Genomic DNA, 20,825 nt, shown 5'->3' with positions numbered 1-20,825 from the left:
CTCAGCGCTCCGCCGCGATCGTCAGCGGCTCGCCGTCGCGCAGCCGGGTCTGGCCGCGGATGATCACCCGCTCGCCGCCCTCGAGCCCGTCGAGCACCATGGCCGGATCGCTGATGGCGGGGTCGAGCTGCACACGCAGCGAGCGCGCGACCGGGCCGCTGCCTTCATCGACGGCGACCCAGACCGCACGGCCACCGTCCGGATAGCTGACCAGGGCCTCGCGGGGCACGGCGATCGCGCGACGGTCGCCGCGCAGCCCCAGTTCGACGCGACCCGACGCGCCGGGCAGCAGGGCCGGGGTCTGGGCAGGGACCGCGAGCCGGAGCAGGAAGCTGCGGCTGGCCGTGTCGCTGGCCGGAACCTCGGCCGCCACCGTGGCGTTCTCGACAGCGGCCTCGCGGCCGTCAATGTGCAGCCGGATCGGCGCCCCGGGGTCGATCCGGCCGTACCACTCCTGCGGCGCGCGCGCATCGAAACGCAATTCGGCATCGCTGACCAGGGTCAGCACGGCATCGCTGGCTTGCACCCACTCGCCCATGTCCACCTGACGCTCCACTACGACGCCATCGAAGGGCGCGGTCAGCCAGTGCCGGTTCAGCTGCTCGCGAAGCAGGGCAGCCTCGGCGCCGCGCTCGTGCGCCTCGGCCTGGGCCACCTCGCGCGCGGCGCGCAGCGAGTCGAGCTGGGAGGCGGGAAGCAGACCCTTGGCGGCCAGCGGCGCACCTTCCTCCTCCATGCGCTGGGCATCGGCCAGGCGAACCGTCGCGGCGCGGGCGGCGGCCTCGGCGCTGGACAGGCTGAGCCTGGCCAGACGGTCATCGAGCTTGAGCAGGCGATCACCCGCTTCGACCCGGGCGCCGGCGTCCACGACGATGCGCTCCACCACGCCGGACAGGCGCGGTGACAGCTCGGCGTGGCGGGCGGCGCTGAGCTGGCCGCTGAGCTCGGCGCGCCGGGGCAGGGACTGCGCCTGCACCAGGCTGACCTCGACGGAGGTCGCGGCGGATGCCGGCGCGGCGGACGTGGCGCAGAGCGCGGCAAGGATGATCAGCGCGGGTCGCGGCATGGCATGGCCTCGTCGGAGCGAAGCGCAAGCCTAGCCCCTGCCGCGTCGGGGTGTCGTGCAGGGGCCGGTGTCGGCCCCGAGGCTGCTAGCCGCCGCGGGCGGCGCGGATCGCGGCCACGCGGGCGCGCTGCAGGCGCTCGGCGATCTGCGGGCCGCTCAGACCCTGCAGGTCGAGGTCACGGGCCTGCACCGAGCGTGCGGCGGCGTGCAGCCGGTCCAGCTCGGTGCGCTGCGGGTAGGGCGAGTTCGCGAGGCCCTTGCGGCCGCGCTTGTCGGCCTCGCAGAGCATGCCCAGGCGGGTAATGCGTTCGGGCCGGCGGAAACCGTCGCAGCGCTCGATCAGCTTCAGCACGGTCTCGTCGCGCAGCTCATCGAGGCGGTGCACGTTGAGGTGCTCGCGGCAGCAGACCGCGGCTTGCTCGGCGTAGTCGCGCGGCACCTTGAGCCGCTCGCAGAGCCGGCGCAGCGGGGCGAGCCCGCTGTGCTCATGGCCCGGATGTTTCGGGCGGACCTCGGGCGGAGTCAGCGCCTTGCCGAGGTCGTGGGTCAGGCCGCAGAAGCCGATCAGGGCGTCGCCCGGGGCCAGCCGCGCGCACTGGTCGAGGACCATGCCGGTGTGCACGCCGGCGTCGATCTCCGGGTGGTACTCGGCACGCTGTTCCACCCCGAACAGGGCGTCGACCTCGGGCAGGATCACGCGCAGGGCGCCCGATTCGCGCAGGCAGTCGAGCATGGCCGAGGGCCGCGGCTCGGCAAGGCCGCGCTGCAGTTCCTGCCAGACCCGCTCGGGGACCAGATGGTCAACCTCCCCGTCCGCGACCATCTGCCGCAGCAGGGCGGCGGTCTCGTCGGCAAGGCGGAATCCGAGCGGCGCGAAGCGGGCGAGGAAGCGCGCCGCGCGCAGCAGGCGCACCGGATCTTCGACGAAGGCCGGCGAGACGTGGCGGATCAGCCGCGCCTCGATGTCGGCGACGCCGCCATGGGGATCGATCAGGCGCCCCGAGGCGTCCTCGGCAATCGCATTGATCGTGAAGTCCCGGCGCAGTAGGTCCTGCTCCAGCGTCACCGAGGGATCGCTGAACACCTCGAAACCGCGATAGCCGCGGCCCTGCTTGCGCTCGCAGCGGGCGAGGGCGAACTCCTCGCCGGATTCCGGGTGCAGGAAGACCGGGAAGTCGGCGCCGACAGGGCGGAAGCCGGCGTCGAGCATGGCCTGGGGCGTGCTGCCGACCACCACCCAGTCGCGGTCGCCGGCGGGTCGCCCGAGCAGACGGTCGCGCACCGCGCCGCCGACCAGGTAGACCTCACCGGTCAGGGGCGGTTTCACCGCACCCGGCGATTGCGGTCGAGCAGGGTTTGCCGCCCGGCCTCGCCGAGCAGCTTCGGCACCACCGCGTCGATCGGCGTCTTGGCGATGCCCAGGCGATGCAGGCCGTCCACGCCGCCCACCGAGTCGAGCTTGAGCGAGCGATAGTTGTCGGAGGAGAAAGGCTTGCCGGGCACGAAGTCGAAGACCAGGGCCTGGATCCGGGCCAGTGCGTCGGGCAGCGGCACGATCAGCCGCTTCAGCCCCATGCATCGCGCCGTGTACTCGACGATCTGCTTGAGCGTGAGCACCTCGTCGCCGTAGAGCTCGATGACCTGGCCGACCGTGTCCTTTCGGGACATGGCAGCGAGGAAGGCATCGGCCACGTCGCCGACGTAGACCGGCGCGAAGCGCGCCGAGGCTCGGGCCAGCGGCAGCACGGGGGCGAAGCGCAGCAGCAGGGCGAAGCGGCCGAACAGGCCATCGCCGCGGCCGAAGATCACCGAGGGCTGGAAGATCGTGTAGGCAAGCCCGCTCTGCCTCACCAGCTGCTCCGCTTCGCCGCGGGTGCGTAGGTAGTGGCTGGTGCCGCGGCCGGCGTTCAGTGCGCTCATCTGCAGCAGGCGGCCGACCCCGGCCTCCTTGCAGGCGCCGATCAGGTTGCGGGTCAGTTCGACGTGGGCGCGGTTGAAGCCGGCACCGCCATGGCCGGACTCATTGAGGATGCCGACCAGGTTGATGGCGACGCTGGCGCCCTCCAGCACGCGGCGCAGCTCGGCCGGGTCGTGGACATTGCAGTTGACCAGCTCGACGCCCGGCACGCAGCCAACGTCGCGGGCCATGTTGCGGTTGCGGCTCGGCACGCGCACCCGGTAGCCGGCGGCGACCAGGCGGGGGGCGAGATGACGGCCGACGAAGCCCGAGCCGCCGAGCATCACGACAAGCGGTTTGTTCATGGAGAGGTCCTGGCTACCGAAGCGGGGGCGGGGCAGGCGAACGGCGAGCGTGCCACGCGACGGTCGGGCTGGGCGCGAAGCCGCTCGGAAAGCGGATAGGCGTCCTGCCCGAGCCGCCAGTCGTAAATCACGCTGAAGGCCATCACCCGCACCACGTAGTCACGGGTTTCCCAGTAGGGAATGGTCTCGATCCACAGATCGACCTCGCGCGGCGGTCGCTGGCTGCGCCAGCGGGCGATCGGCGCGGGGCCGGCATTGTACGCCGCGGTGGCCAGGAAGGGCTGCTCGGCCTTGCGCGCCAGCATGTCGGCCAGGTACTCGGTGCCAAGGGTGATGTTGCTGCGCGGCTGGTAGAGGTCGCTGGCGCCGCTCCAGCTGATGCCGAGCTTGCGGGCGATGTCCTGGCCGGTGCCGGGCAGCAGCTGCATGAGCCCGCGGGCGTTGGCGTGCGACCGGGCCGCCGGGTTCCAGGCGCTCTCGGCGCGGATCAGGGCCGCCACCCAGGCCGGGTCGAGGTCGCGCTGGCCCGCTTCGCGGGTCAGATGCTTCTGGTAAGCCAGCGGAAAGCGCAGCCGGTAGTACCGCAGATCGTCTCCCTTGGACAGGTCGAAGACCGCGCGATCAGTCCAGCCGCTGTCGACTGCGAGTTCCACCGCGACCCGACGCTCAAGGTCGGGCAGGCCGGCGATTGCCGCCTTCCATTCCCCGAGCGCCCAGCCGTAGCGGCCCAGCGCGTGCAGCTCGAGCGCGTTCTGGATGCCGGGCAGGGTGCCGACCCGGCCGCGCAGGGCGGCATCACGCGGCAGGTCCAGCGGACACAGCGGGTAGGGGCTGCCGAGGCGGTCGGCGGCGAGGAAGCCGTGGTAGTGCGCCTCCTGGGCGAGCAGGGCGAAGCCGGCCTCGGCCTCGGCCTGGCGTCCGTCGATCTGGTCCAGGCGCGCCGCGGCGTAGCGCCAGCGCGGGCCCTCACGGAGCGCCTCGGGCATGGCGGCGATCGCCTTGCGCGCCGAACGCCAGTCCTCGCGGGACAGGGCCTCGCGCACCCGCCACTCGTGAAGCTGGGTGTCGTAGGCGGCATCCGGCACCTTGGCGAAGCGGGCCGCGGCGGCCGGTTGGTAGCTGGCCGCGGTCCACAGGGCGACGCCATGCCAGGCGCGCTGCAGGGCCTCGGGCGAGCGGCCGAGCAGGGCCTTGTGGGCCTCGAGTAGGCGCTCTGCACGGTCGCTGTCGCGACGGGCCAGCCGGGCGATCCCGGTGCCCAGCACCTCGGCACTGCGCTGGTCCTGCGGCCAGCTGGCCGGGTTGCCGGCGCCGCTGTCGATAAAGTCGGCGTAGCCGGTGGCCAGCGCCTGTTCCTCGGCCGGCAGCGAACGGGCGAGGAAGCGCATCAGGCCGGCATTGCCTTCTGCTGCTGCCAGCTCGATGCGTGCCCAGCGCAGGGCGGGGGTCAGCCGCCCGGACGCGGACAGCGCGGCGAACACCGGGTCGCAGGCCGAAGGGGCCGAGCGGCCGGTGCGCCACAGGGCCTCGGCTTCGGTCCAGGCGGCAGCGTCGGGTGCGGTCTTCAGCCGCGCGTGGACGACATGGCAGCGGCTGTCGGTGCTTTCGGCGCTGCCCGCACGCGCGGCCACCGCCCTCCACTCCCCGCGCCGGGCCAGCTCCTGCAGCCAGCTGTCCTGCAGCCGGGCCAGCTGCGGATGACCGGGATGGCGGCGTGCGAAGTCTTCCACCGCGGCGGGCGTGGCCTGCTTCAGGCCGCGGCGCAGTTCGGCATACTCGATGTAGCTGAAAAGAGGATGGTCGAGCAGGGCGCGGCGGTCGTCGCCGACCAGGGACTGGCCACGCTCGACGCCATCGAGCGCGCGGCGGAACTCGCTGCGGCGGTCGGCAAGGGAGGCCGCCGCGGCGCACTGCGGCAGGATGAGGCACAACAGAAGGACGACACGGATGTTCATCCGCATAGTGTATCGACTGCATCGCGGCGCGCCGGGAAGAAGGCCGTGAGCGCGCTGCCGGTTTACCTTGCATTGGGGGCCGTGGCCGGGCTGCTGGCGGGTCTGCTCGGCGTCGGTGGCGGCCTCGTGCTGGTCGCGGCCCTGGTCTGGCTGCTGCCCCAGCAGGGCGTTCCCGCGGAGTCGGTGATGCACGCCGCGCTGGCGACCTCGCTGGCGAGCATCGTTGTCACCGGCCTGTCCTCGGCGCGCTCGCACGCCCGCCGTGGCAGCGTGATGTGGGCCAGCGTGGCGCGGCTGGTGCCCGGCCTGCTGCTCGGGGGTGCCGTGGGTGGGGTGCTGGCCAGCAGCATCCCGGGCGAGGCCCTGCGCTGGGGCGTGGCCGGCTTCTGCCTGCTTGCTGCCGCCCAGTTGCTGTTCGGCCAGCCCCCGGCGATCGGCCACAGCGAACAGCCGCGCTCGCCCTGGCTGCTGGGCGCGGGCCTCGTGATCGGCGCGGTGTCGGCCCTGGTCGGGATAGGCGGCGGCAGCATGACCGTGCCCCTGCTGGTGATGCTCGGCGCGGCGCCGGTCCGGGCGGTGGGCAGCTCGGCGGCCTGTGGCGTCGCCATCGCGCTGTCGGCGGCGCTCAGCTACGCCCTGGCCGCCCCGCCGGACCTGGCCATGCCCGAGGGGGCGGCCGGCTACGTCTACCTGCCTGCGGCGCTGGGCATTGCCCTGGCCTCGGTGCTGTTCGCCCCGCTTGGCGCCCGGCTGGCGCACCGCCTTGGTGGCACCGCCCTGAAGCGGGTCTTTGCCCTCCTGCTGCTGGCCGTTGCCCTGCAGTTGTCGCTCGGCGGTTGATCGTCACCGCCACGTGATGGGACATTAGCCGCTTTGGATGCGGCCCCTTCCGGGCCCTGCGGGCAGGTCATGCGCGGTTTTCCCCTGGTAGCTCCCCTCGCCATCGCTTTTGCCGTGCTGCTCGCCGACAGCGCGGCCGCGCAGCAGCCCGCCATGGACCGTGTCGAGGTCACCGGCTCGCGGATCCGCAAGGCAATGATCGAGGGTCAGGCGCCCCTGCACACCCTGACCCGCCGCGACATCGAGCGCAGCGGCCTGAGCAGCGTCGGCGACGTGCTGCAGCAGCTGACCTCTTCCGGCTCGGCCCTGAATACCCGCTTCAATCGCAGCGGCAACTTCGGGTTCCCGGCCGACAGCGGCGGCGTCGGCGCCGGCGCGACCACGGTCGACCTGCGCCACCTCGGCTGCAAGCGCGTGCTGGTGCTGGTCGACGGCGTGCGCTGGGTGGCCGAGGCCTCGGCCTCGGGGGTGTCCTCCTGCAGCGACCTCAACACGCTTCCGCTGGCGATCATCGAGCGCATCGATGTCCTCGAGGATGGCGCCTCGTCGATCTACGGCTCGGACGCCGTGGCCGGAGTCATCAACATCATCACCCGCCGCGACATCGGCGGCGGCCGGATGGCCCTGCACGCCGGAAGCTACGAGCAGGGCGACGGTGAGCTGGCCGTCGCCGAGGCGAGCTACGGCTGGATGCAGGGGCCGCTCTCGGTGTTCGGCTCGGTGTCCCACGTCGACCAGAACGCGGTGTTCTCGCGCGACCGCGAACTGAGCGCGGTGCCGGTGCCGGGCACCGGGGTCGCCTTCGGCTCGACGGCCACGCCGGACGGACGCTTCCTGCTTCGTGATCCGTCGACCGGCGCCCTCCGCGACCTGACCCGCGGCACCGGATCCGCCCAGGTCGGGCCCGGGCTGGTCCCGGGCATCGTCCCCTTCAGCGACGCCCTGCGCTACAACTTCGCCGTCGAGAACCTGGCCCTCACGCCCTCCGAGCGCGACAGCGTGTTCCTGCAGGGCCGGCTGGAGATCGGCGAGCGCACCAGCGCCTACCTGCGCACCCTGCTCAATCGGCGCCGCTCGGCGCAGCGCGCCGCCCCGGAACCGATCTTCCTCGGCGCGACCGCCGGCACCGGCAATCCGCTGGCCGACCAGATCGTCATCCCCGCCTCGCATCCGTTCAATCCGTTCGGCTTCGATCTGGACAGCCGCGGTGACAACCCCAGCCTGCTGCTGCTCGCCCGGCGCCCGGTCGAAGGCGGGCCTCGCGAGTTCCGCCAGGAGGTCGACACCGCCTACCTCGCGTTCGGGCTGGAGGGCAGCTTCGAGGGCGCCCTGTCGCCCTGGTACTGGGACGTCAATCTCGCCGGCAGCCGCAACCGCGCCGAGCAGCTCAATACCGGCAGTTACAACCTGCGCCGGATCAACCGCGCGCTGGGCCCGAGCGCCGACTGCGCGGCCGACCCCGCCTGCGTGCCGCTGGACCTGTTCGGCGGCGAGGGCTCGATCACGCCGGAGATGCTGGCCTATATCCAGCCGCTGGTCCGCGACCGCAGCGCCAACGACCTGCAGCTGTTCAGCGCCAACCTCAGCGGCGACCTGCTGGAGCTCTGGGCCGGCCCGCTGGCCCTCGCCACCGGCGTCGAGCGGCGCGAGCTGGATGGCTATTACGAGCCCGACCCGATCACCGTCGCCGGCGACTACAACGGCGTGCCGTCGCTGCCGACCCGCGGCGATTACGCGGTGAACGAGGCCTATGTCGAGGCCAATCTTCCCGTGTTCGCCAGCGCCGCCTCGCAGCTCGACCTCAGCGCGGCGTTGCGATACTCCGACTACACCCTGGCCGATGGCCGCAGCACCGGGCGCGCGGGTTTCCGCTGGCAGTTCGGCGACAACCTGCTGTTCCGCGGCACCTTTGCCGAGGGCTTCCGGGCGCCGTCGATCGGCGAGCTGTTCGGCGCCGCCTCGCGCTTCGACGCCTTCCTGGTCGATCCCTGCCTCGCGCAGCCGGGCGGCGCACCGGCGATGAGTGATTGCGCGGCCTTCGGCGTGCCGGCCGGGGCGATCCAGCTCGACCAGCAGATCGGCGTACTGACCGGCGGCAACCCCGGCCTCGACCCCGAGCATTCCGAAAGCAGCTCGCTCGGTCTGGTCTACAGCCCGCGCTTCGCCCAGGGGCGCGCGTGGTCGCAGGCGCTGGACATCGAGCTCACCGGCTACCGCCACCGCATTGACGACGCCATCCAGGCGCTCGACCCGCAGACCCAGCTCGACCTCTGCGTCGAGGGCGGCCCGGGCTCGCCCTTCTGCGACAGCATCATGCGCGCGCCCGCGGGGACGATCAGCTTCTTCGGCAACCGGCTGCAGAACTTCGGACGAGTCGAGACCTCGGGCCTCGACCTGCACATCGACTGGCTGTGGCCGGAGACCCGCTTCGGCCAGGGCCGGCTGCGCTGGGCCAACAGCTATGTCTTCCACTACCGCGAGTTCGACGGCAATGGCCTGCGCCAGCCGCGCCGCGAGGGGCTGGTGGTCAATGACAGCGCCATCCCGGAATGGACTTCGGTGCTGCAGGCCGACTGGCGCCGCGGCGACGTCGAGTTGCTGTGGACCGCCCGCTACATCGATGCGATGGAAGAGTCCTGCGGCCGGGCCATCGACACACCGGCCTGTCCCGATCCGCTTCGCGGCGTAAACCGCCTCGGCAGCACCACCCTGCATGACCTGCAGCTGGGCTGGTACGCACCCTGGTTCGACGGCGCCCGCGTCGCGATCGGCGCCAACAATCTGTTCGACCGCGATCCCCCGGCCTGCCTCAGCTGCTCGCTGAACGGCTACGAGGCCTCGACCTACGACCTCCCCGGGCGGTTCTATTACGTGCGCGCCGAGTTCTCGTTCTAGGCCGAGCGCCCCGGTTGCCGAAGTTTCGACCGGCAAGTGCGGGCGCGAAGCAGACATTCATAGGGTGCGGCTGGCCGCACCGGGAATACCTTCCAAAGGCCCGTATCGGTGCGCCAAGGCACACCCTATGGGGCTTCCCCGACGCGCAACGAAGCCCGACTGTGGGAGCGTCCTTGGGCGCGACCGCGGCGTATCGGATTCACCACACACCGCGGCCAGAGCGGGTCTCCGCGGTCGCGCCCAAGGACACTCCCACAATTTGACTGCGGCAAGGCCTACTTGGCGGCACAGACCGGGCCTGGCAACGCCGTTGCACGTAGGAGCCAGCTTGCTGGCGATAGGCGCTCCGGAAGGGACGATCGCCAGCAAGCTGGCTCCTACATTCGGGTGTTGTGGAAGGTCTTCTTTGCGCCCTGTCCAGACCTTGGCCCTTGACCACGACCGCGGGTGTCCGCGCGCGGCGCGAGCCTCGCTCCCGGTTACTCGGTGGCCTCGATCTCCTGCAGCAGGCGGCCGTCGCGCTCGAGCAGGAACTCAAGCTGCGAGGCGAGGCGGGGGCCGAGGTCGGCGAAGCGCAGGGCGATGTCCTCGGCGCGCTCGCGGACCACGCTGGCCGGCAGGCTGACCGGATCCTCGTTGGCGATATGCAGCTCGAGGCGAAAGGCCCCGCGAGGGGGAGGCCAGTCGGCCGGAGGCCGGATGCGCGCGCCGCTCAGGGACACGTCCAGCAGCTCCACTGGAAGCCGCCGGCCTTCGGCCTCGATGTAGACCTCGGCCTGCAGCCGCCGCCGTGATCGCCGCACGCCGGGATGATCGGGTACGTCCGCACTCATGAGCCGGCCCCCCTGTCGCCTGACCGGGCCAGTCTAGCGCGCCGTCGCGCCGGCGTCCCGCCGGCTGGCTCAGCTGGCCTCGGGGCGCATGTAGGGGAAGAGCAGCACGTCGCGGATGGAGCTGCAGTCGGTCAGCAGCATCACCAAGCGGTCGATGCCGATACCCAGGCCGCCGGTCGGCGCAAGGCCATACTCGAGGGCGCGGATGTAGTCGGCGTCGAAGTGCATGGCCTCGTCGTCGCCGCCCTCCTTGGCCTCGACCTGGGCGCGGAAGCGCGCGGCCTGGTCCTCCGGGTCGTTGAGCTCGGAGAAGCCGTTGGCGATCTCCTTGGCGTGGATGAAAAGCTCGAAGCGGTCGGTGATGCCGGGCTCGCTGTCCGACTCGCGGGCCAGCGGACTGACCTCGACCGGATAGTGGGTGATGAAGGTCGGCTGCACCAGCTTGCCTTCGGCGGTCTCCTCGAAGATGGCCAGCAGCAGCTTGCCCCAGCCGTCCGCGGGCTTGAAGCGGATGCCGAGGCGCTCGGCATGGGCGGCGATGGCCGCGCGATCCTGGCGCTGGAAGATCGCGATATCGATCTCCGGGTTGTGGTGGCAGACCGCCTCGTCCATGCGCCAGCGGCGGAAATCCGGGCCGAGGTCGATGTCGGCACCGTCCCAGTGCACCTGCGTCGTGCCCAGCACTTCCTGCGCGACGTCGCGGATCAGCGACTCGGTCAGGTCCATCACCTCGTTGTAGGTGGCGTAGGCCTCGTACAGCTCGAGCATGGTGAACTCGGGGTTGTGCCGGGTCGACACGCCCTCGTTGCGGAAGTTGCGATTGATCTCGTAGACGCGCTCCAGGCCGCCGACGACCAGGCGCTTGAGGTACAGCTCCGGCGCGACGCGCAGGTAGAGGTCTAGGTCCAGCGCGTTGTGATGGGTGGTGAACGGACGCGCGGTCGCGCCGCCGGGGATGTAGTGCATCATCGGCGTCTCGACTTCGAGGAAACGCCGGTCGTCCAGCCACCGACGCATCGCCCGGACGATCCGCGAGCGCTTGACGAAGACCTCGCGCGCCTCGGGCGTGACGATCAGGTCGACGTAGCGCTGGCGGTAGCGCTGTTCGACATCGGCCAGACCATGCCACTTGTCGGGCAGCGGACGCAGCGACTTGGTCAGCAGGCGCAGGGCGTGCGCCTTGACCGACAGCTCGCCGGTGCGGGTGCGGGTCAGCTTGCCCTCGACGGCGATGATGTCGCCTACGTCCCAGTGCTTGAAGGCGTCATAGCTCTCGCCCAGGGTGGCCGCCTGCAGGAACAGCTGGATGCGCCCGGACTCGTCCTGGATCTGCGCGAAGCTGGCCTTGCCCATGATCCGCTTGGCCATCATCCGGCCGGCGAGGGTCACCGGGCGGTCGATCTCCTCCAGCGCCTCGACGGTCCAGCGTTCGGCGTCGGCAAACTCGGCCTGCAGGTCGCCGGCGAACTGCCCGCGGCGGAAATCGTTGGGGAAGGCGACACCCTGCTGGCGCAGCGCGGCGAGCTTGCCGCGGCGCTCGGTAATCAGGGCGTTGTCGTCGTGTTCGGTGCTCATGGTTGGGACCCCGTAAGGCGGGTCCTGGCCCGCCGGTCAAACAGTGTGTTGATTCGCAGCCCTGTCCCGCCTGCGGTTCGACGCCGGCCGAGGCGGCCGGCTGCAGGGAAATCAGCGGACGGTCGCGACCCGCCCTAGGCGGCGTCGCTGCGTTTCGATCCCGCCTCCAGACCCGCCTTCAGGCTGGCCTCGACGAACTCGTCCAGGTCGCCGTCGAGCACCTTCTGCGTGTCGCTGCGCTCGATGCCGGTGCGCAGGTCCTTGATCCGCGACTGGTCGAGCACGTAGTTGCGGATCTGGCTGCCCCAGCCGATGTCGGACTTGGTCGCCTCGACGGCATCCTTCTCGGAGTTGCGTTTCTGCAGCTCCATCTCGTAGAGCTTGGCGGCGAGCATCTTCATCGCCCGGTCGCGATTGGCGTGCTGGCTGCGCTCGGTCTGGCAGGCGACCACGATGCCGCTGGGCATGTGGGTGATGCGCACCGCCGACTCGGTCTTGTTGACGTGCTGGCCGCCGGCGCCCGAGGAGCGGTAGACGTCGGTCTTGAGGTCGGCGGGGTTGATCTCGATATCGATGTCGTCATCGACTTCCGGAGCCACGAACACCGAGGTGAAGCTGGTGTGGCGGCGGTTGTCGGAGTCGAAGGGCGACTTGCGGACCAGTCGGTGGACGCCGGTTTCGGTCTTCAGCCAGCCGTAGGCGTGGTCGCCCTCGACGCGGAAGGTCGCCGACTTGATGCCCGCCACTTCGCCGGCGCTGACCTCCATCAGCTCGGCCTTCCAGCCGCGCGATTCGCACCAGCGCAGGTACATGCGCAGCAGAATCTCGGCCCAGTCCTGGGCCTCGGTGCCGCCGGCGCCGGCCTGGATGTCGACGAAGGCCGGGTGCGAGTCCATCTTGCCGGAGAACATGCGCTGGAACTCGAGCGTCTCGACGCCCTTCGCGAAGCGCTCGACATCCTCGACCACCGCCTTGGCGGTGTCCTCGTCATCCTCGGCCTCGGCCAGGTCGAGCAGCTCGTCGGCGCCGCCAAGGCCCTCGAGCAGGTCACGGATGCCGTTGACCACCTTGTCCAGGGCGGCACGTTCGCGGCCCAGCGCCTGGGCTACGTCCGGCGTATTCCAGATGTCCGGATTCTCGAGTTCGCGGCTGACTTCCTCCAGCCGTTCGACCTTCAGGTCGTAGTCAAAGATACCCCCTGAGCGCATCCAGCCGATCCTTGAGTTCGGTGATGCGCTGGCGGACCGGATTGAGCTCGATCATGGCGGAAGGGCTTTGCTGAAAACGGCCGCGGATGATAGCAGGCTGCCGCCGGCCGGGCAGCGGAATCGTGCCGCTTGCATGATGCCCAGACCCCGCCCGGGCCCCGCGTAGGAAATTCCCACTCTCGACCTGCGCGCGAATACCGTTAACCTGTCGCTTCCCGATTGCCCTTCGCGCAAACCATTGGCGAATTCGACCTTCCAGATTCCGGAGGTGGCGCCCCGATGGCCCTGGCGGCTGGCATGGCTGGTTCCCGTGCTGCCCCTGGTCGCGGTGGGCGCCGCCCTGTTCCACCAGGGCAGCTTTCTGGCCGAGCGCGCCCTGCGCCTGACCCTGGGCGAGGGCCCCCTGCATTATTCGCTGGCTCCGCCGGGGTGGGATGCCAGCCTGCGCCTGAGCGACCTGCGCTTCGGCGACACGCAGGGCAGTGGGGCCTGGTTGCGGGCCGAGCGGGTCGAGATCTCCGGACAGAGCTGGTGGTGGTTGCTGCGCAACTCGGTGCGGCAGGCTCGTCTGGAGGCGCCGCTCGACCGCCTCGAGGTGGTCTTCGAACAGGTCGAGGTACGCCCGGGACTGGATCCCGCGCTGGGCGAGCTTGCGCCGGCCGGACTCAGCGGGGCCCCCTTCGAGACGCTCGCCTGTCCCGCCGAGGTTCGCTTTGACGCCGAGGGTCTGGCCGAGGCCGAGCTGGAGCTGGACAACCGGCTCGGGTTCACCTTCCGGGTCGAGGGCCAGAATCTGGAGACCTTGGTCAGCTATCGACAGCAGGGCTCGGCGCGGATCGAGCGCCGGCTGGAGCAGAGCCTGGCCATGCCGCTGTCGGTGCTGGTCATCGACCAGTATCCGATGCGCACCCGTGCCGAGCACTGGCTGTTCGAAGACCTCGGCTTCAGCCGCATACGCCACCGTCGCTGCGCCGAGCGTGGCGAGCTGATTGCCCTGGTGGACCGGCATGTGCGGGCGGTGCAGGACGCCGTCCAATCGATGGGTCTTGCTGCCTCCGAGGAGGCCTGGGCCAGCTATCGACGCTACGTTCGCGACGGCGGCATGCTTGAGCTCTCGGTTCGATATCCGCAGCCGGCGCCCCTCGATGGCTGGTTCGACCGACCGCGACCGGCCTCCCTGCTCGCCCTCAGCCAGGCCTCGCTGATCCGCGAGGCCCAGCGCAGCGAGTTCGTTCCCGCCAACGCCTTCACTGAGGGCCTGGGCGGCGATAGTCCCAAGCTTGTTGCCCGGCTGCCGCTGCAGGACACCATCTGGATCGACCCCGAGAAGGCCCTGGTGCTTCTCGAACCGGGACGGGCGGCGACGCCCGCGGCACCTGCCGAAGCAGAAGCCGCGGCCGAAGCGCCGAACGCCCCCGATCCCGACCCGCCGACGGCGGCGGCGGAAGTCGTCCCCCAACCGCCCGCTGAACCTGTCCCGAGGCCCGCGGCGAACCCGTCCAGTCGCTCCCGACTGAGCAATATCCCGCAGCCGGAGGCGAAGATCGTGGTGGTCGGAGAGCAGCGCTCCCGGCGCCTCGACTGGAACCAGCTGCAGGGCAAGGTCGGGGCGAGGCTGCGGATCACCACCCGCACCGGATCGACGCGGGTAGCCGAGCTCGTCGGCTGGAGCGCGTCGGACATCACCATCCGCCAGCGGATCGGCGGCGGCATCGCCGAGTCGAGGATCCAGCGCGAGATGTTCCGCAGCGCGGTCGAGCTCTAGGGCGGCCAAGAGCCGCGGGGAGCGCCCACTCGCGCCGGACCCATTGTGGGAGCGTCCTCGGGCGCGACCGCGGAGATCCGCTCTGGACGCGGTCTGTGGTGAAAACGCAGCGCTGCGGTCGCACCCATGTGCGCTCCTGCAGTCGGGCTTCGTTGGGCGTCAGCGGAGCCCCATCGGGCGTGCCTTGGCGCAGCGCACCGGGCGTTCGCACGGTACGTGGGGTGCGGCAAGTCGCACACTATGAATGCCTGCTTCGCGCCCACCTCAATCCATCACCGGGTGGCGACGGGAGCGCTTTTGATATCCGGCGGAACGCAGTGCTAGGAGGGCTCCTTCGCCGCGCCTCGGGGAAGGGCGATCTCGGCGGCCATCGGCAGGTGGTCGGAGGCGAGGTTGGGCAGGGCCCAGCGCCGGAGGACCTGCAGATTGGGAGTGGTCAGGATATGGTCGATGGCCCGCTTCGGCTTCCAGCTGGGGAAGGTCGGCAAGCGATCGGCGGGGGGCTCGAACCCGGACTGTCGGTAGAAATGGCGCAGCTCGCCGGAGTCCGCTTCGCAGTTGAGGTCGCCCATCAGCACCGCATGTGGGGCTTCCTGGACCAGCTCGGCGATGAAGGCCAGCTGGGCCAGGCGCGATTTCGCCCCGAGCGAGAGGTGGGCGATCAGCACCACCAGGGCGTCGTGGTCCTTGCCGAAGCGGGCCCAGAGCACGCCGCGGCCGGCGATCCGGCCGGGCAGGGCGTAGTCGCGCACCTCGTCCGGCGGGTGCCGGCAGAGCAGGGCGTTGGCGCTGGTGGCAAAGCGTCCGACCCGGCGGTTCGGCTGATGGCTCCAGTAGGGGAAGCCGGCACGCTCTGCGAGGTAATGGGTCTGGTTGAGGAAACCAGAACGCAGCGAGCCGGGGTCGCTCTCCTGCAGCCCGACCAGGTCGAAATCGCCAAGGTGCCCGGCGAAATTCTCAAGGTTGCCGCGTTTGCTGGCGTGCGGCAGCACCTGGCTGTGCAGGCGGGTGACGTAGTCGCGAAAGGCATCGGTGCGCGCGCCGGCCTGGATGTTGGCGCTGAGCAGGCGCAGCGGGGCAGGGGCGGAGGCGTCCATCATGCGGTCATTCTTGGGGTCCGCCGCCGGCGCTGCAAGGCGGCAGCGCAAAAAAGAAGGGCGCCCCGATACGGAGCGCCCTGCCTTGTTCAGCGATCGAGGGGGATCAGCCCTGCTTCATCGCCGCCCGCTCGCGGGCGATCAGCTTGTCGACCACGCTCATCACGTCTTCCATGGTCATGCCCTGGCGGGCCATCACCTTGTACTTGCCGTTGATGATCAGGGTCGGGGTGCCCTCGATGGCGTAGCGCGGCAGGCTCTGCTTGACCCGGTTGACCTTGGCGTTGACGGTGAACGAGTTCATGGTCGCCTCGAACTGCTCGCGGTTCACACCCTGGTCGGCGTAGAAGTCGAGGATGTCGTCGGTGCTCTGCAGCTTGCGGTCCACCGCGGCGGCGGTGAACATCGCCGAGTGGGTGGTGTCCAGCACGCCCATGGTCTCGGCTGTATAGAAGGCGCGGGCGAAGAACTCGTCGATGCCGCCCTGCCAGATCGCCGGCACGTAGCGGAAGTCGACGTCCGACGGAATGCCCTTCTTCCACTTCTCCAGCACCGGATCCAGATGGGCGCAGTGGATGCACCAGTAGCCGAACACCTCCAGCACCTCGACCTTGGACTTGTCGGCGGTGGGCTGGGCCGGCTCAAGCACGGTGTACTCGCGACCTTCCTGCAGGCCATCGGCGGCGGGCGACTGGGCGAGCGCCAGCGGCGAGGCGGCGAACAGGGCCAGGGCGAACAGGCGGGTGAGCATCGGCATCTCCTGTGGAAGTCGTTGAAACGAGACGTGGGTTCAATCGGTCGGGGCCGGGCGGAAACGAATCGGGCGCCCTGCGGCGCCCGATCGCTGTCCGGCATGAGCTGCTAGGACCTTACTTTCCGCCAGCAGTTCCCGGATTGGCGTGAAGGCCTTCGATATAGCTGGCCAGGGCGCCGATTTCCTCGTCCGTCAGGTACTTGGCTACGCCCGCCATCACCTCGTTCGCGTTCTCGCCGCGGCCGTAGACGGTGCCGTCGCGGAAAGCGTTCAGCTGGGCGGCGGTGTAGGGCGCGTGCTGGCCGCCCAGCGAGGGGTAGGCCGGGCCCGGGTTGCCGCGGCCGGCAGGGCCGTGGCAGCCGATGCAGGCCGGCACGCCGCGCTCGATGTCGCCGCCGCGGTACAGGCGCTCACCGATTTCATAGAACTTCTTGCCGGCGTTCGGGCCATCGGCAATCACGCTGTCGTCGGCCATGCCGGGCAGCACCTGCTTGGTCGAGAAGTAGGCGCCGAGGTCGCGCATGTCCTGCGGACTGAGGGTGGCGGCGAAGCCGAGCATGATCGCGTTGTTGCGCTCGCCGCTCTTGTACAGGGCGAGATGGCGGGCGATGTAGCGCTCGTGCTGGCCGGCCAGCTTCGGGTACTGCGGGTCGGTCGAGTTGCCGTCGGTGCTGTGGCAGGCCGCGCAGACCGCCGCCTTGGCCTCGCCTGCCGCGGCATCGCCTGCGCTGGCCTCGCCGTGGGCCTCGGTCAGTTCGGCGACCTCGGCGGGCGCGGTCTCTTCCGCGGCGATGACCGTTGCCGGGGCGGTCTCGCTCTGGGCAAGCACTGCCGTGGACAAAAGGACGCCGGCGAGGCCCAGGGTGCGCCGAAAGCTCATAAACTGGCTCCGAAAATCGTGGGGATGGCCCGCGAGCGGCGGGCTATAGCCTGCGAATTATTCCAGCGCCCCCCAGATGGGTCAATGAAATGGCCGCGGATCACGCGGCGGAAAGGATGCCTTGCGATGCCCCAGCCCAATCTGCTTGCCCCTGCGCGCTATCTCAAGGCGGTCCACCTGCCCACCCAGCTGCCGCCCGACGAGGGCGTCGAGATCGCCATCGCCGGCCGATCGAACGCCGGAAAGTCCAGCGCGATCAACGCGATATGCGAAACGCACAAGCTGGCGCGGACCAGCAAGACCCCGGGCCGCACCCAGCAGCTGGTCTACTTCGAGGTCGCACCGGCGCGCTATCTGGTCGACCTGCCGGGCTATGGCTACGCCGAGGTGCCTGCCGCCCTGCGCGAACACTGGCGGGGGCTGATCGATGGCTATCTGCGCGAAAGGGCCTCCTTGCGCGGCCTGCTGCTGGTCATGGACATCCGCCATCCGCTGCGCGAATTCGACCGCCTGATGCTCGACTACGGCATGGCCAGGGGCCTGGCCGTGCACATCCTGCTGACCAAGGCCGACAAGCTGCCGCGTGGGCAGCAGGCCAAGGCCCTGCAGGCGGTGCGCAATGCCCTGGAGGAAGTGCCTGTGGGCGTCCAGCTGTTCTCGTCGCTGCGCTCTCTGGGCATCCCCGAGGCGCGCGCCTGGCTGGAGGGCCAGCTCGGACTGCGCGCCGCCGCCGATTGATCCGGCGCGGCGGGCAGGGTTTTCGTCCGATCGGACCTTGCGCGCCCGCTGCCCAGGCCCCACCTTGGCCGCTCACGCCAGCCGATCCCGCTGCGTGGCCACGCCGACCCGCAGCCCAGGACGCCCATGTCAGGACCCAGCACCGCCGATAGCACCGAGATCCGCGGCCGCGCGCCCCTCGTCGAGTTTCTCTCAAAGGGTTGCAAGCCGCGCGAGGCCTGGCGCATCGGCACCGAGCACGAGAAGTTCGGATTCCGCACCGACGACCTGCGGCCGCCGCCCTACGAGGGCGAGCGCGGCATCGGCGCGATGCTGGAGGGACTGGCCGGCTTCGGCTGGCAGCGCCACGAGGAGAACGGCCGGCTGATCGCCCTGTCCAAGGACGGCGCCTCGGTCACCCTCGAGCCGGCCGGCCAGCTGGAGCTGTCCGGGGCCCCGCTGGAGTCGCTGCATGACACCTGCTGCGAGGCTGCCAGTCATCTGAAGGAGGTCAAGGCGGTGGCCGAGCCGCTGGGTCTGGGCTTTCTCGGCATGGGCTTCCAGCCGAAGTGGGCGCGCGAGGAGATGCCCTGGATGCCCAAGGGGCGCTACGGGATCATGCGCGCCTACATGCCCAAGCGCGGCAAGCTCGGCCTCGACATGATGACCCGCACCAGCACCGTGCAGGTCAACCTCGACTTCGCCAGCGAAGCCGACATGGTGAAGAAGTTCCGCGTCTCGCTGGCCCTGCAGGCCGTGGCCACCGCGCTGTTCGCCGACTCGCCGTTCACCGAGGGGCGGCCGAACGGCTTCCTCAGCTACCGCTCGCAGATCTGGACCGACACCGATCCCGACCGCACCGGCCTGCTCGATTTCGTCTTCGAGGAGGGTTTCGGCTTCGAGCGCTACGTCGACTACCTGCTCGACGTGCCGATGTATTTCGTCTACCGCGACGGCCGCTACATCGACGCCAGCGGGCAGAGCTTCCGTGACTTCCTCGACGGCCGGCTCCCGGCCCTGCCGGGCGAGCGGCCGACCATGGCCGACTGGGCCGATCACAGCACGACGGCCTTCCCCGAGGTGCGGCTGAAGAAGTTCCTCGAGATGCGCGGCGCCGACGGGGGGCCCTGGAACCGGGTCTGCGCCCTGCCGGCGTTCTGGGTCGGCCTGCTCTACGACGATGCGGCGCTGGATGCCGCCTGGGACCTGGTCCGCGACTTCTCGCTGGCCGAGCGCCACGCCCTGCGCGATGGCGTGCCCCGCGAGGCCCTGGGCCTGCGCTTTCGCGGCGGCCGCGTGCAGGATCTCGCCCGCGAGGCGCTGGCGATCTCGGCGCACGGCCTGCAGCGCCGCGCCCGGCTCAACCGCCACGGTGCCGACGAGCGCATCCACCTCGAGCCGCTGCTGGAGATTCTCGACGCCGGGCAGACCCCGGCCGAGCGCAAGCTCGAGCTGTTCCACGGGGCCTGGGGCGGCTCGGTTGACCCGGTGTTCCGCGAGTTCGCCTATTGACGGCGGCCGCCGCGACGCCGAGGCTTGCGGCAAAAGCCCGCAGGGAGCCGCGCGATGACCGAAGCCTTCAACCCCGCTGAACAGCGAGAACCGCTGGGCGAAGCGGATGTCCAGCGGCTCAAGCAACTGCTCGACACCTTCGCCGTCAGCGGCGACGGCATGTCACTGGAGATGCTCGACGGCCTGTTCAGCGCGCTGATCGCCGGGCCCGCCACGGTGGATCCCGAGCGATTCCTGCCGCTGGTCCTCGGTCACGGCCACTGGCCCGAGGAGGCGAGGGCGCAGACGCTCGCCCTCGCCGGGCGGCTGTGGAACCACATCGAGGCACGCATCGAGATCGACCCCGACGGTGAGGACAGCGGTTTCATGCCCTTCTTCAGCGTGCCCGCCGGGCTGCCCGAGGATCCGGGCGAGTACGCCGAGGCGCTGGCCAAGAGCGGCTATCCGCTCGGCGCAGGCTGGGCCGGCGGCTTCCTCTACGCGGTGCAGCTCGACCTGCCGCGCTGGCGCGCGCTGGAGGAGAAGGTGCCGGAGATCAACGCCGGCGTTGACCTGCTGATCCGCATGATCCAGCTCGAGGATGACGACAAGGGCGAGGCGCCGAGCGCCGAGCAGCGGGTGGCCATGGCCGCGGCGATGCCGTATTTCCTGCGCGCCCTGCGCCAGCAGGACGGAGCAGCGTGATGGCAGGCATCCCGCGCCTTGACGACGACAGCGTCGACCGCCTGTCCGAGCTGCTGGAAGAGCGCGTGGTCCCCAAGGGCGGCATGTCGCTGGAAATGCTCGACGGCTTCCTCTCGGCCCTGGTGGTGACGCCCGACCTCGTCCCGCCCTCGGAGTACCTGCCCTGCATCTGGAACGACGAGCAGATCTGGGAGACCCCGCAGGAGGCCGAGGAGGCGCTCGGGCTGGTGATGGCGCTGTGGAACGACATCGTGCGCCGCGCCACCGCGCCGCTGCCCGAGGAGGACACCGACGACGCTACCGCGCAGTCGATGCTGGAGTCCGCCTCACCGCTGATGGCCTTCCCGGACGATATCGACCTGTCTTCCGAGGAGGTGCTTGCCGAGCACGCCGACCTGCCGCTCGGCGTGGCCTGGGCCAATGGCTTCATGATGGGCGTCAGCCTGCGCGGCGAGCTGTGGGATCACTGGGCCGACGAGGACGAGGAGGTCGCCGACGATCTCGCGGACATCAGCCAGATGGCCCTGTTCAGCCAGGAGCAGATCGAGGAGGCCGGCGCCGAGGACATCGAGCTGCCGACCCTCGCCGAGCGCCTCGAGATGGCCGGCGAGATCCCCTTCATGCTGGCCGACCTCAACTGGAAGCGCCTGGAGCGGCAGCGGCCGACGCCCGCCCGCCGGCCCGATCTGCCCGGCCGCAACGACCCCTGTCCGTGTGGCAGCGGTCTGAAGTTCAAGAAGTGCTGCGGCGCCCCCGGCAAGCTGAACTAGGCGTTTGAACGG

General features: G+C 70.4%; 17 protein-coding genes. 7 read left to right on the top strand and 10 right to left on the bottom strand.

The features are described 5' to 3' along the window. Position 1: 1 nt before the first annotated feature. The 4 genes from M0G41_RS06830 to M0G41_RS06815 form a co-directional block, all read right to left on the bottom strand. Entirely contained in the window at positions 2–1,066 is a 1,065-nt protein-coding gene (locus tag M0G41_RS06830) for an efflux RND transporter periplasmic adaptor subunit (protein WP_248206821.1), read from the bottom strand. A gap of 85 nt (positions 1,067–1,151) precedes the next feature. Beyond that, positions 1,152–2,393, bottom strand: coding sequence for a multifunctional CCA addition/repair protein (locus tag M0G41_RS06825; protein WP_425511234.1), 1,242 nt, complete (start codon positions 2,391–2,393; stop codon positions 1,152–1,154). Continuing rightward, positions 2,390–3,328 (bottom strand): complex I NDUFA9 subunit family protein, encoded by a 939-nt coding sequence (locus M0G41_RS06820; RefSeq protein ID WP_248206818.1) that lies wholly within the window; start codon positions 3,326–3,328, stop codon positions 2,390–2,392. The genes M0G41_RS06825 and M0G41_RS06820 overlap by 4 nt, the downstream gene beginning before the upstream one ends. Continuing rightward, positions 3,325–5,283: a transglycosylase SLT domain-containing protein gene (locus M0G41_RS06815; RefSeq protein ID WP_248206816.1), complete on the bottom strand. Its 1,959-nt coding sequence runs from the start codon at positions 5,281–5,283 to the stop codon at positions 3,325–3,327. Before M0G41_RS06815 ends, M0G41_RS06820 begins: the two co-directional genes overlap by 4 nt. 45 nt (positions 5,284–5,328) lie before the next feature. Between M0G41_RS06815 and M0G41_RS06810 the strand changes: the two genes are divergently transcribed. Together M0G41_RS06810 and M0G41_RS06805 are read left to right on the top strand one after the other, a co-directional pair. Then, on the top strand, positions 5,329–6,123 hold the full coding sequence (locus M0G41_RS06810; RefSeq protein WP_248206814.1) for a sulfite exporter TauE/SafE family protein: 795 nt from the start codon (positions 5,329–5,331) through the stop codon (positions 6,121–6,123). 69 nt (positions 6,124–6,192) lie between these two features. Continuing rightward, on the top strand, positions 6,193–9,018 hold the full coding sequence (locus tag M0G41_RS06805; RefSeq protein WP_248206812.1) for a TonB-dependent receptor plug domain-containing protein: 2,826 nt from the start codon (positions 6,193–6,195) through the stop codon (positions 9,016–9,018). Between the two features lie 479 nt (positions 9,019–9,497). On the opposite strand, the gene M0G41_RS06800 is transcribed toward M0G41_RS06805, so the two are convergent. The 3 genes from M0G41_RS06800 to prfB form a co-directional block, all read right to left on the bottom strand. After that, entirely contained in the window at positions 9,498–9,851 is a 354-nt protein-coding gene (locus tag M0G41_RS06800; RefSeq protein ID WP_248206810.1) for a PilZ domain-containing protein, read from the bottom strand. Between the two features lie 69 nt (positions 9,852–9,920). Then, on the bottom strand, positions 9,921–11,426 hold the full coding sequence (gene lysS / locus M0G41_RS06795) for a lysine--tRNA ligase (RefSeq protein ID WP_248206808.1): 1,506 nt from the start codon (positions 11,424–11,426) through the stop codon (positions 9,921–9,923). A 134-nt stretch (positions 11,427–11,560) separates the two neighbouring features. Then, a protein-coding gene (prfB, locus tag M0G41_RS06790; RefSeq protein ID WP_248206806.1) for a peptide chain release factor 2 occupies positions 11,561–12,689 on the bottom strand; the annotation gives its coding sequence in 2 pieces (ribosomal slippage) (positions 11,561–12,613 and positions 12,615–12,689; 1,128 coding nt in all). Positions 12,690–12,902: 213 nt separating this feature from the next. Between prfB and M0G41_RS06785 the strand changes: the two genes are divergently transcribed. Beyond that, positions 12,903–14,399: a hypothetical protein gene (locus M0G41_RS06785; protein ID WP_248206805.1), complete on the top strand. Its 1,497-nt coding sequence runs from the start codon at positions 12,903–12,905 to the stop codon at positions 14,397–14,399. Between the two features lie 320 nt (positions 14,400–14,719). Here the strand turns inward: M0G41_RS06785 and M0G41_RS06780 are convergent, their stop codons facing one another. The 3 genes from M0G41_RS06780 to M0G41_RS06770 form a co-directional block, all read right to left on the bottom strand. Continuing rightward, positions 14,720–15,496: an endonuclease/exonuclease/phosphatase family protein gene (locus M0G41_RS06780; protein WP_248206923.1), complete on the bottom strand. Its 777-nt coding sequence runs from the start codon at positions 15,494–15,496 to the stop codon at positions 14,720–14,722. A gap of 106 nt (positions 15,497–15,602) precedes the next feature. Then, complete coding sequence (locus tag M0G41_RS06775; protein ID WP_248206802.1) at positions 15,603–16,247, bottom strand: thiol:disulfide interchange protein DsbA/DsbL; 645 nt, start codon at positions 16,245–16,247, stop codon at positions 15,603–15,605. Positions 16,248–16,365: 118 nt separating this feature from the next. Next, entirely contained in the window at positions 16,366–17,130 is a 765-nt protein-coding gene (locus tag M0G41_RS06770; RefSeq protein ID WP_248206799.1) for a c-type cytochrome, read from the bottom strand. 126 nt (positions 17,131–17,256) lie between these two features. Here M0G41_RS06770 and yihA point away from each other — a divergent pair, with 126 nt between their 5' ends. The 4 genes from yihA (at position 17,257) to M0G41_RS06750 (ending at position 20,813) form a co-directional block, all read left to right on the top strand. Beyond that, a complete protein-coding gene (gene yihA, locus M0G41_RS06765; RefSeq protein ID WP_248206798.1) occupies positions 17,257–17,868 on the top strand; it encodes a ribosome biogenesis GTP-binding protein YihA/YsxC in 612 nt (203 codons plus the stop codon). A 126-nt stretch (positions 17,869–17,994) separates the two neighbouring features. Further along, on the top strand, positions 17,995–19,359 hold the full coding sequence (locus M0G41_RS06760) for a glutamate--cysteine ligase (protein WP_248206796.1): 1,365 nt from the start codon (positions 17,995–17,997) through the stop codon (positions 19,357–19,359). 54 nt (positions 19,360–19,413) lie between these two features. Next, positions 19,414–20,043: a YecA/YgfB family protein gene (locus M0G41_RS06755; RefSeq protein ID WP_248206794.1), complete on the top strand. Its 630-nt coding sequence runs from the start codon at positions 19,414–19,416 to the stop codon at positions 20,041–20,043. After that, positions 20,043–20,813 (top strand): UPF0149 family protein, encoded by a 771-nt coding sequence (locus M0G41_RS06750; RefSeq protein ID WP_248206793.1) that lies wholly within the window; start codon positions 20,043–20,045, stop codon positions 20,811–20,813. Before M0G41_RS06755 ends, M0G41_RS06750 begins: the two co-directional genes overlap by 1 nt. The last annotated feature ends 12 nt before the right edge of the window (positions 20,814–20,825 follow it).

The sequence above is a fragment of the Pseudomarimonas salicorniae genome (genome assembly GCF_023156535.1).
GTDB lineage: Bacteria > Pseudomonadota > Gammaproteobacteria > Xanthomonadales > Xanthomonadaceae > Pseudomarimonas > Pseudomarimonas salicorniae.
The sequence above is the reverse complement of the archived record's forward strand: the minus strand, read 5'-3'. Positions and strand labels throughout refer to the sequence as shown.

Coding starts and splice junctions, on each gene's coding strand:
- lysS (WP_248206808.1), bottom strand. CDS start 11,426: ATGAGCACCGAACACGACGACAACGCCCTGATTACCGAGCGCCGCGGC.
- M0G41_RS06815 (WP_248206816.1), bottom strand. CDS start 5,283: ATGAACATCCGTGTCGTCCTTCTGTTGTGCCTCATCCTGCCGCAGTGC.
- M0G41_RS06800 (WP_248206810.1), bottom strand. CDS start 9,851: ATGAGTGCGGACGTACCCGATCATCCCGGCGTGCGGCGATCACGGCGG.
- M0G41_RS06830 (WP_248206821.1), bottom strand. CDS start 1,066: ATGCCGCGACCCGCGCTGATCATCCTTGCCGCGCTCTGCGCCACGTCC.
- M0G41_RS06750 (WP_248206793.1), top strand. CDS start 20,043: ATGGCAGGCATCCCGCGCCTTGACGACGACAGCGTCGACCGCCTGTCC.
- M0G41_RS06820 (WP_248206818.1), bottom strand. CDS start 3,328: ATGAACAAACCGCTTGTCGTGATGCTCGGCGGCTCGGGCTTCGTCGGC.
- yihA (WP_248206798.1), top strand. CDS start 17,257: ATGCCCCAGCCCAATCTGCTTGCCCCTGCGCGCTATCTCAAGGCGGTC.
- M0G41_RS06755 (WP_248206794.1), top strand. CDS start 19,414: ATGACCGAAGCCTTCAACCCCGCTGAACAGCGAGAACCGCTGGGCGAA.
- M0G41_RS06780 (WP_248206923.1), bottom strand. CDS start 15,496: ATGGACGCCTCCGCCCCTGCCCCGCTGCGCCTGCTCAGCGCCAACATC.
- M0G41_RS06770 (WP_248206799.1), bottom strand. CDS start 17,130: ATGAGCTTTCGGCGCACCCTGGGCCTCGCCGGCGTCCTTTTGTCCACG.
- M0G41_RS06775 (WP_248206802.1), bottom strand. CDS start 16,247: ATGCTCACCCGCCTGTTCGCCCTGGCCCTGTTCGCCGCCTCGCCGCTG.
- M0G41_RS06805 (WP_248206812.1), top strand. CDS start 6,193: ATGCGCGGTTTTCCCCTGGTAGCTCCCCTCGCCATCGCTTTTGCCGTG.
- M0G41_RS06760 (WP_248206796.1), top strand. CDS start 17,995: ATGTCAGGACCCAGCACCGCCGATAGCACCGAGATCCGCGGCCGCGCG.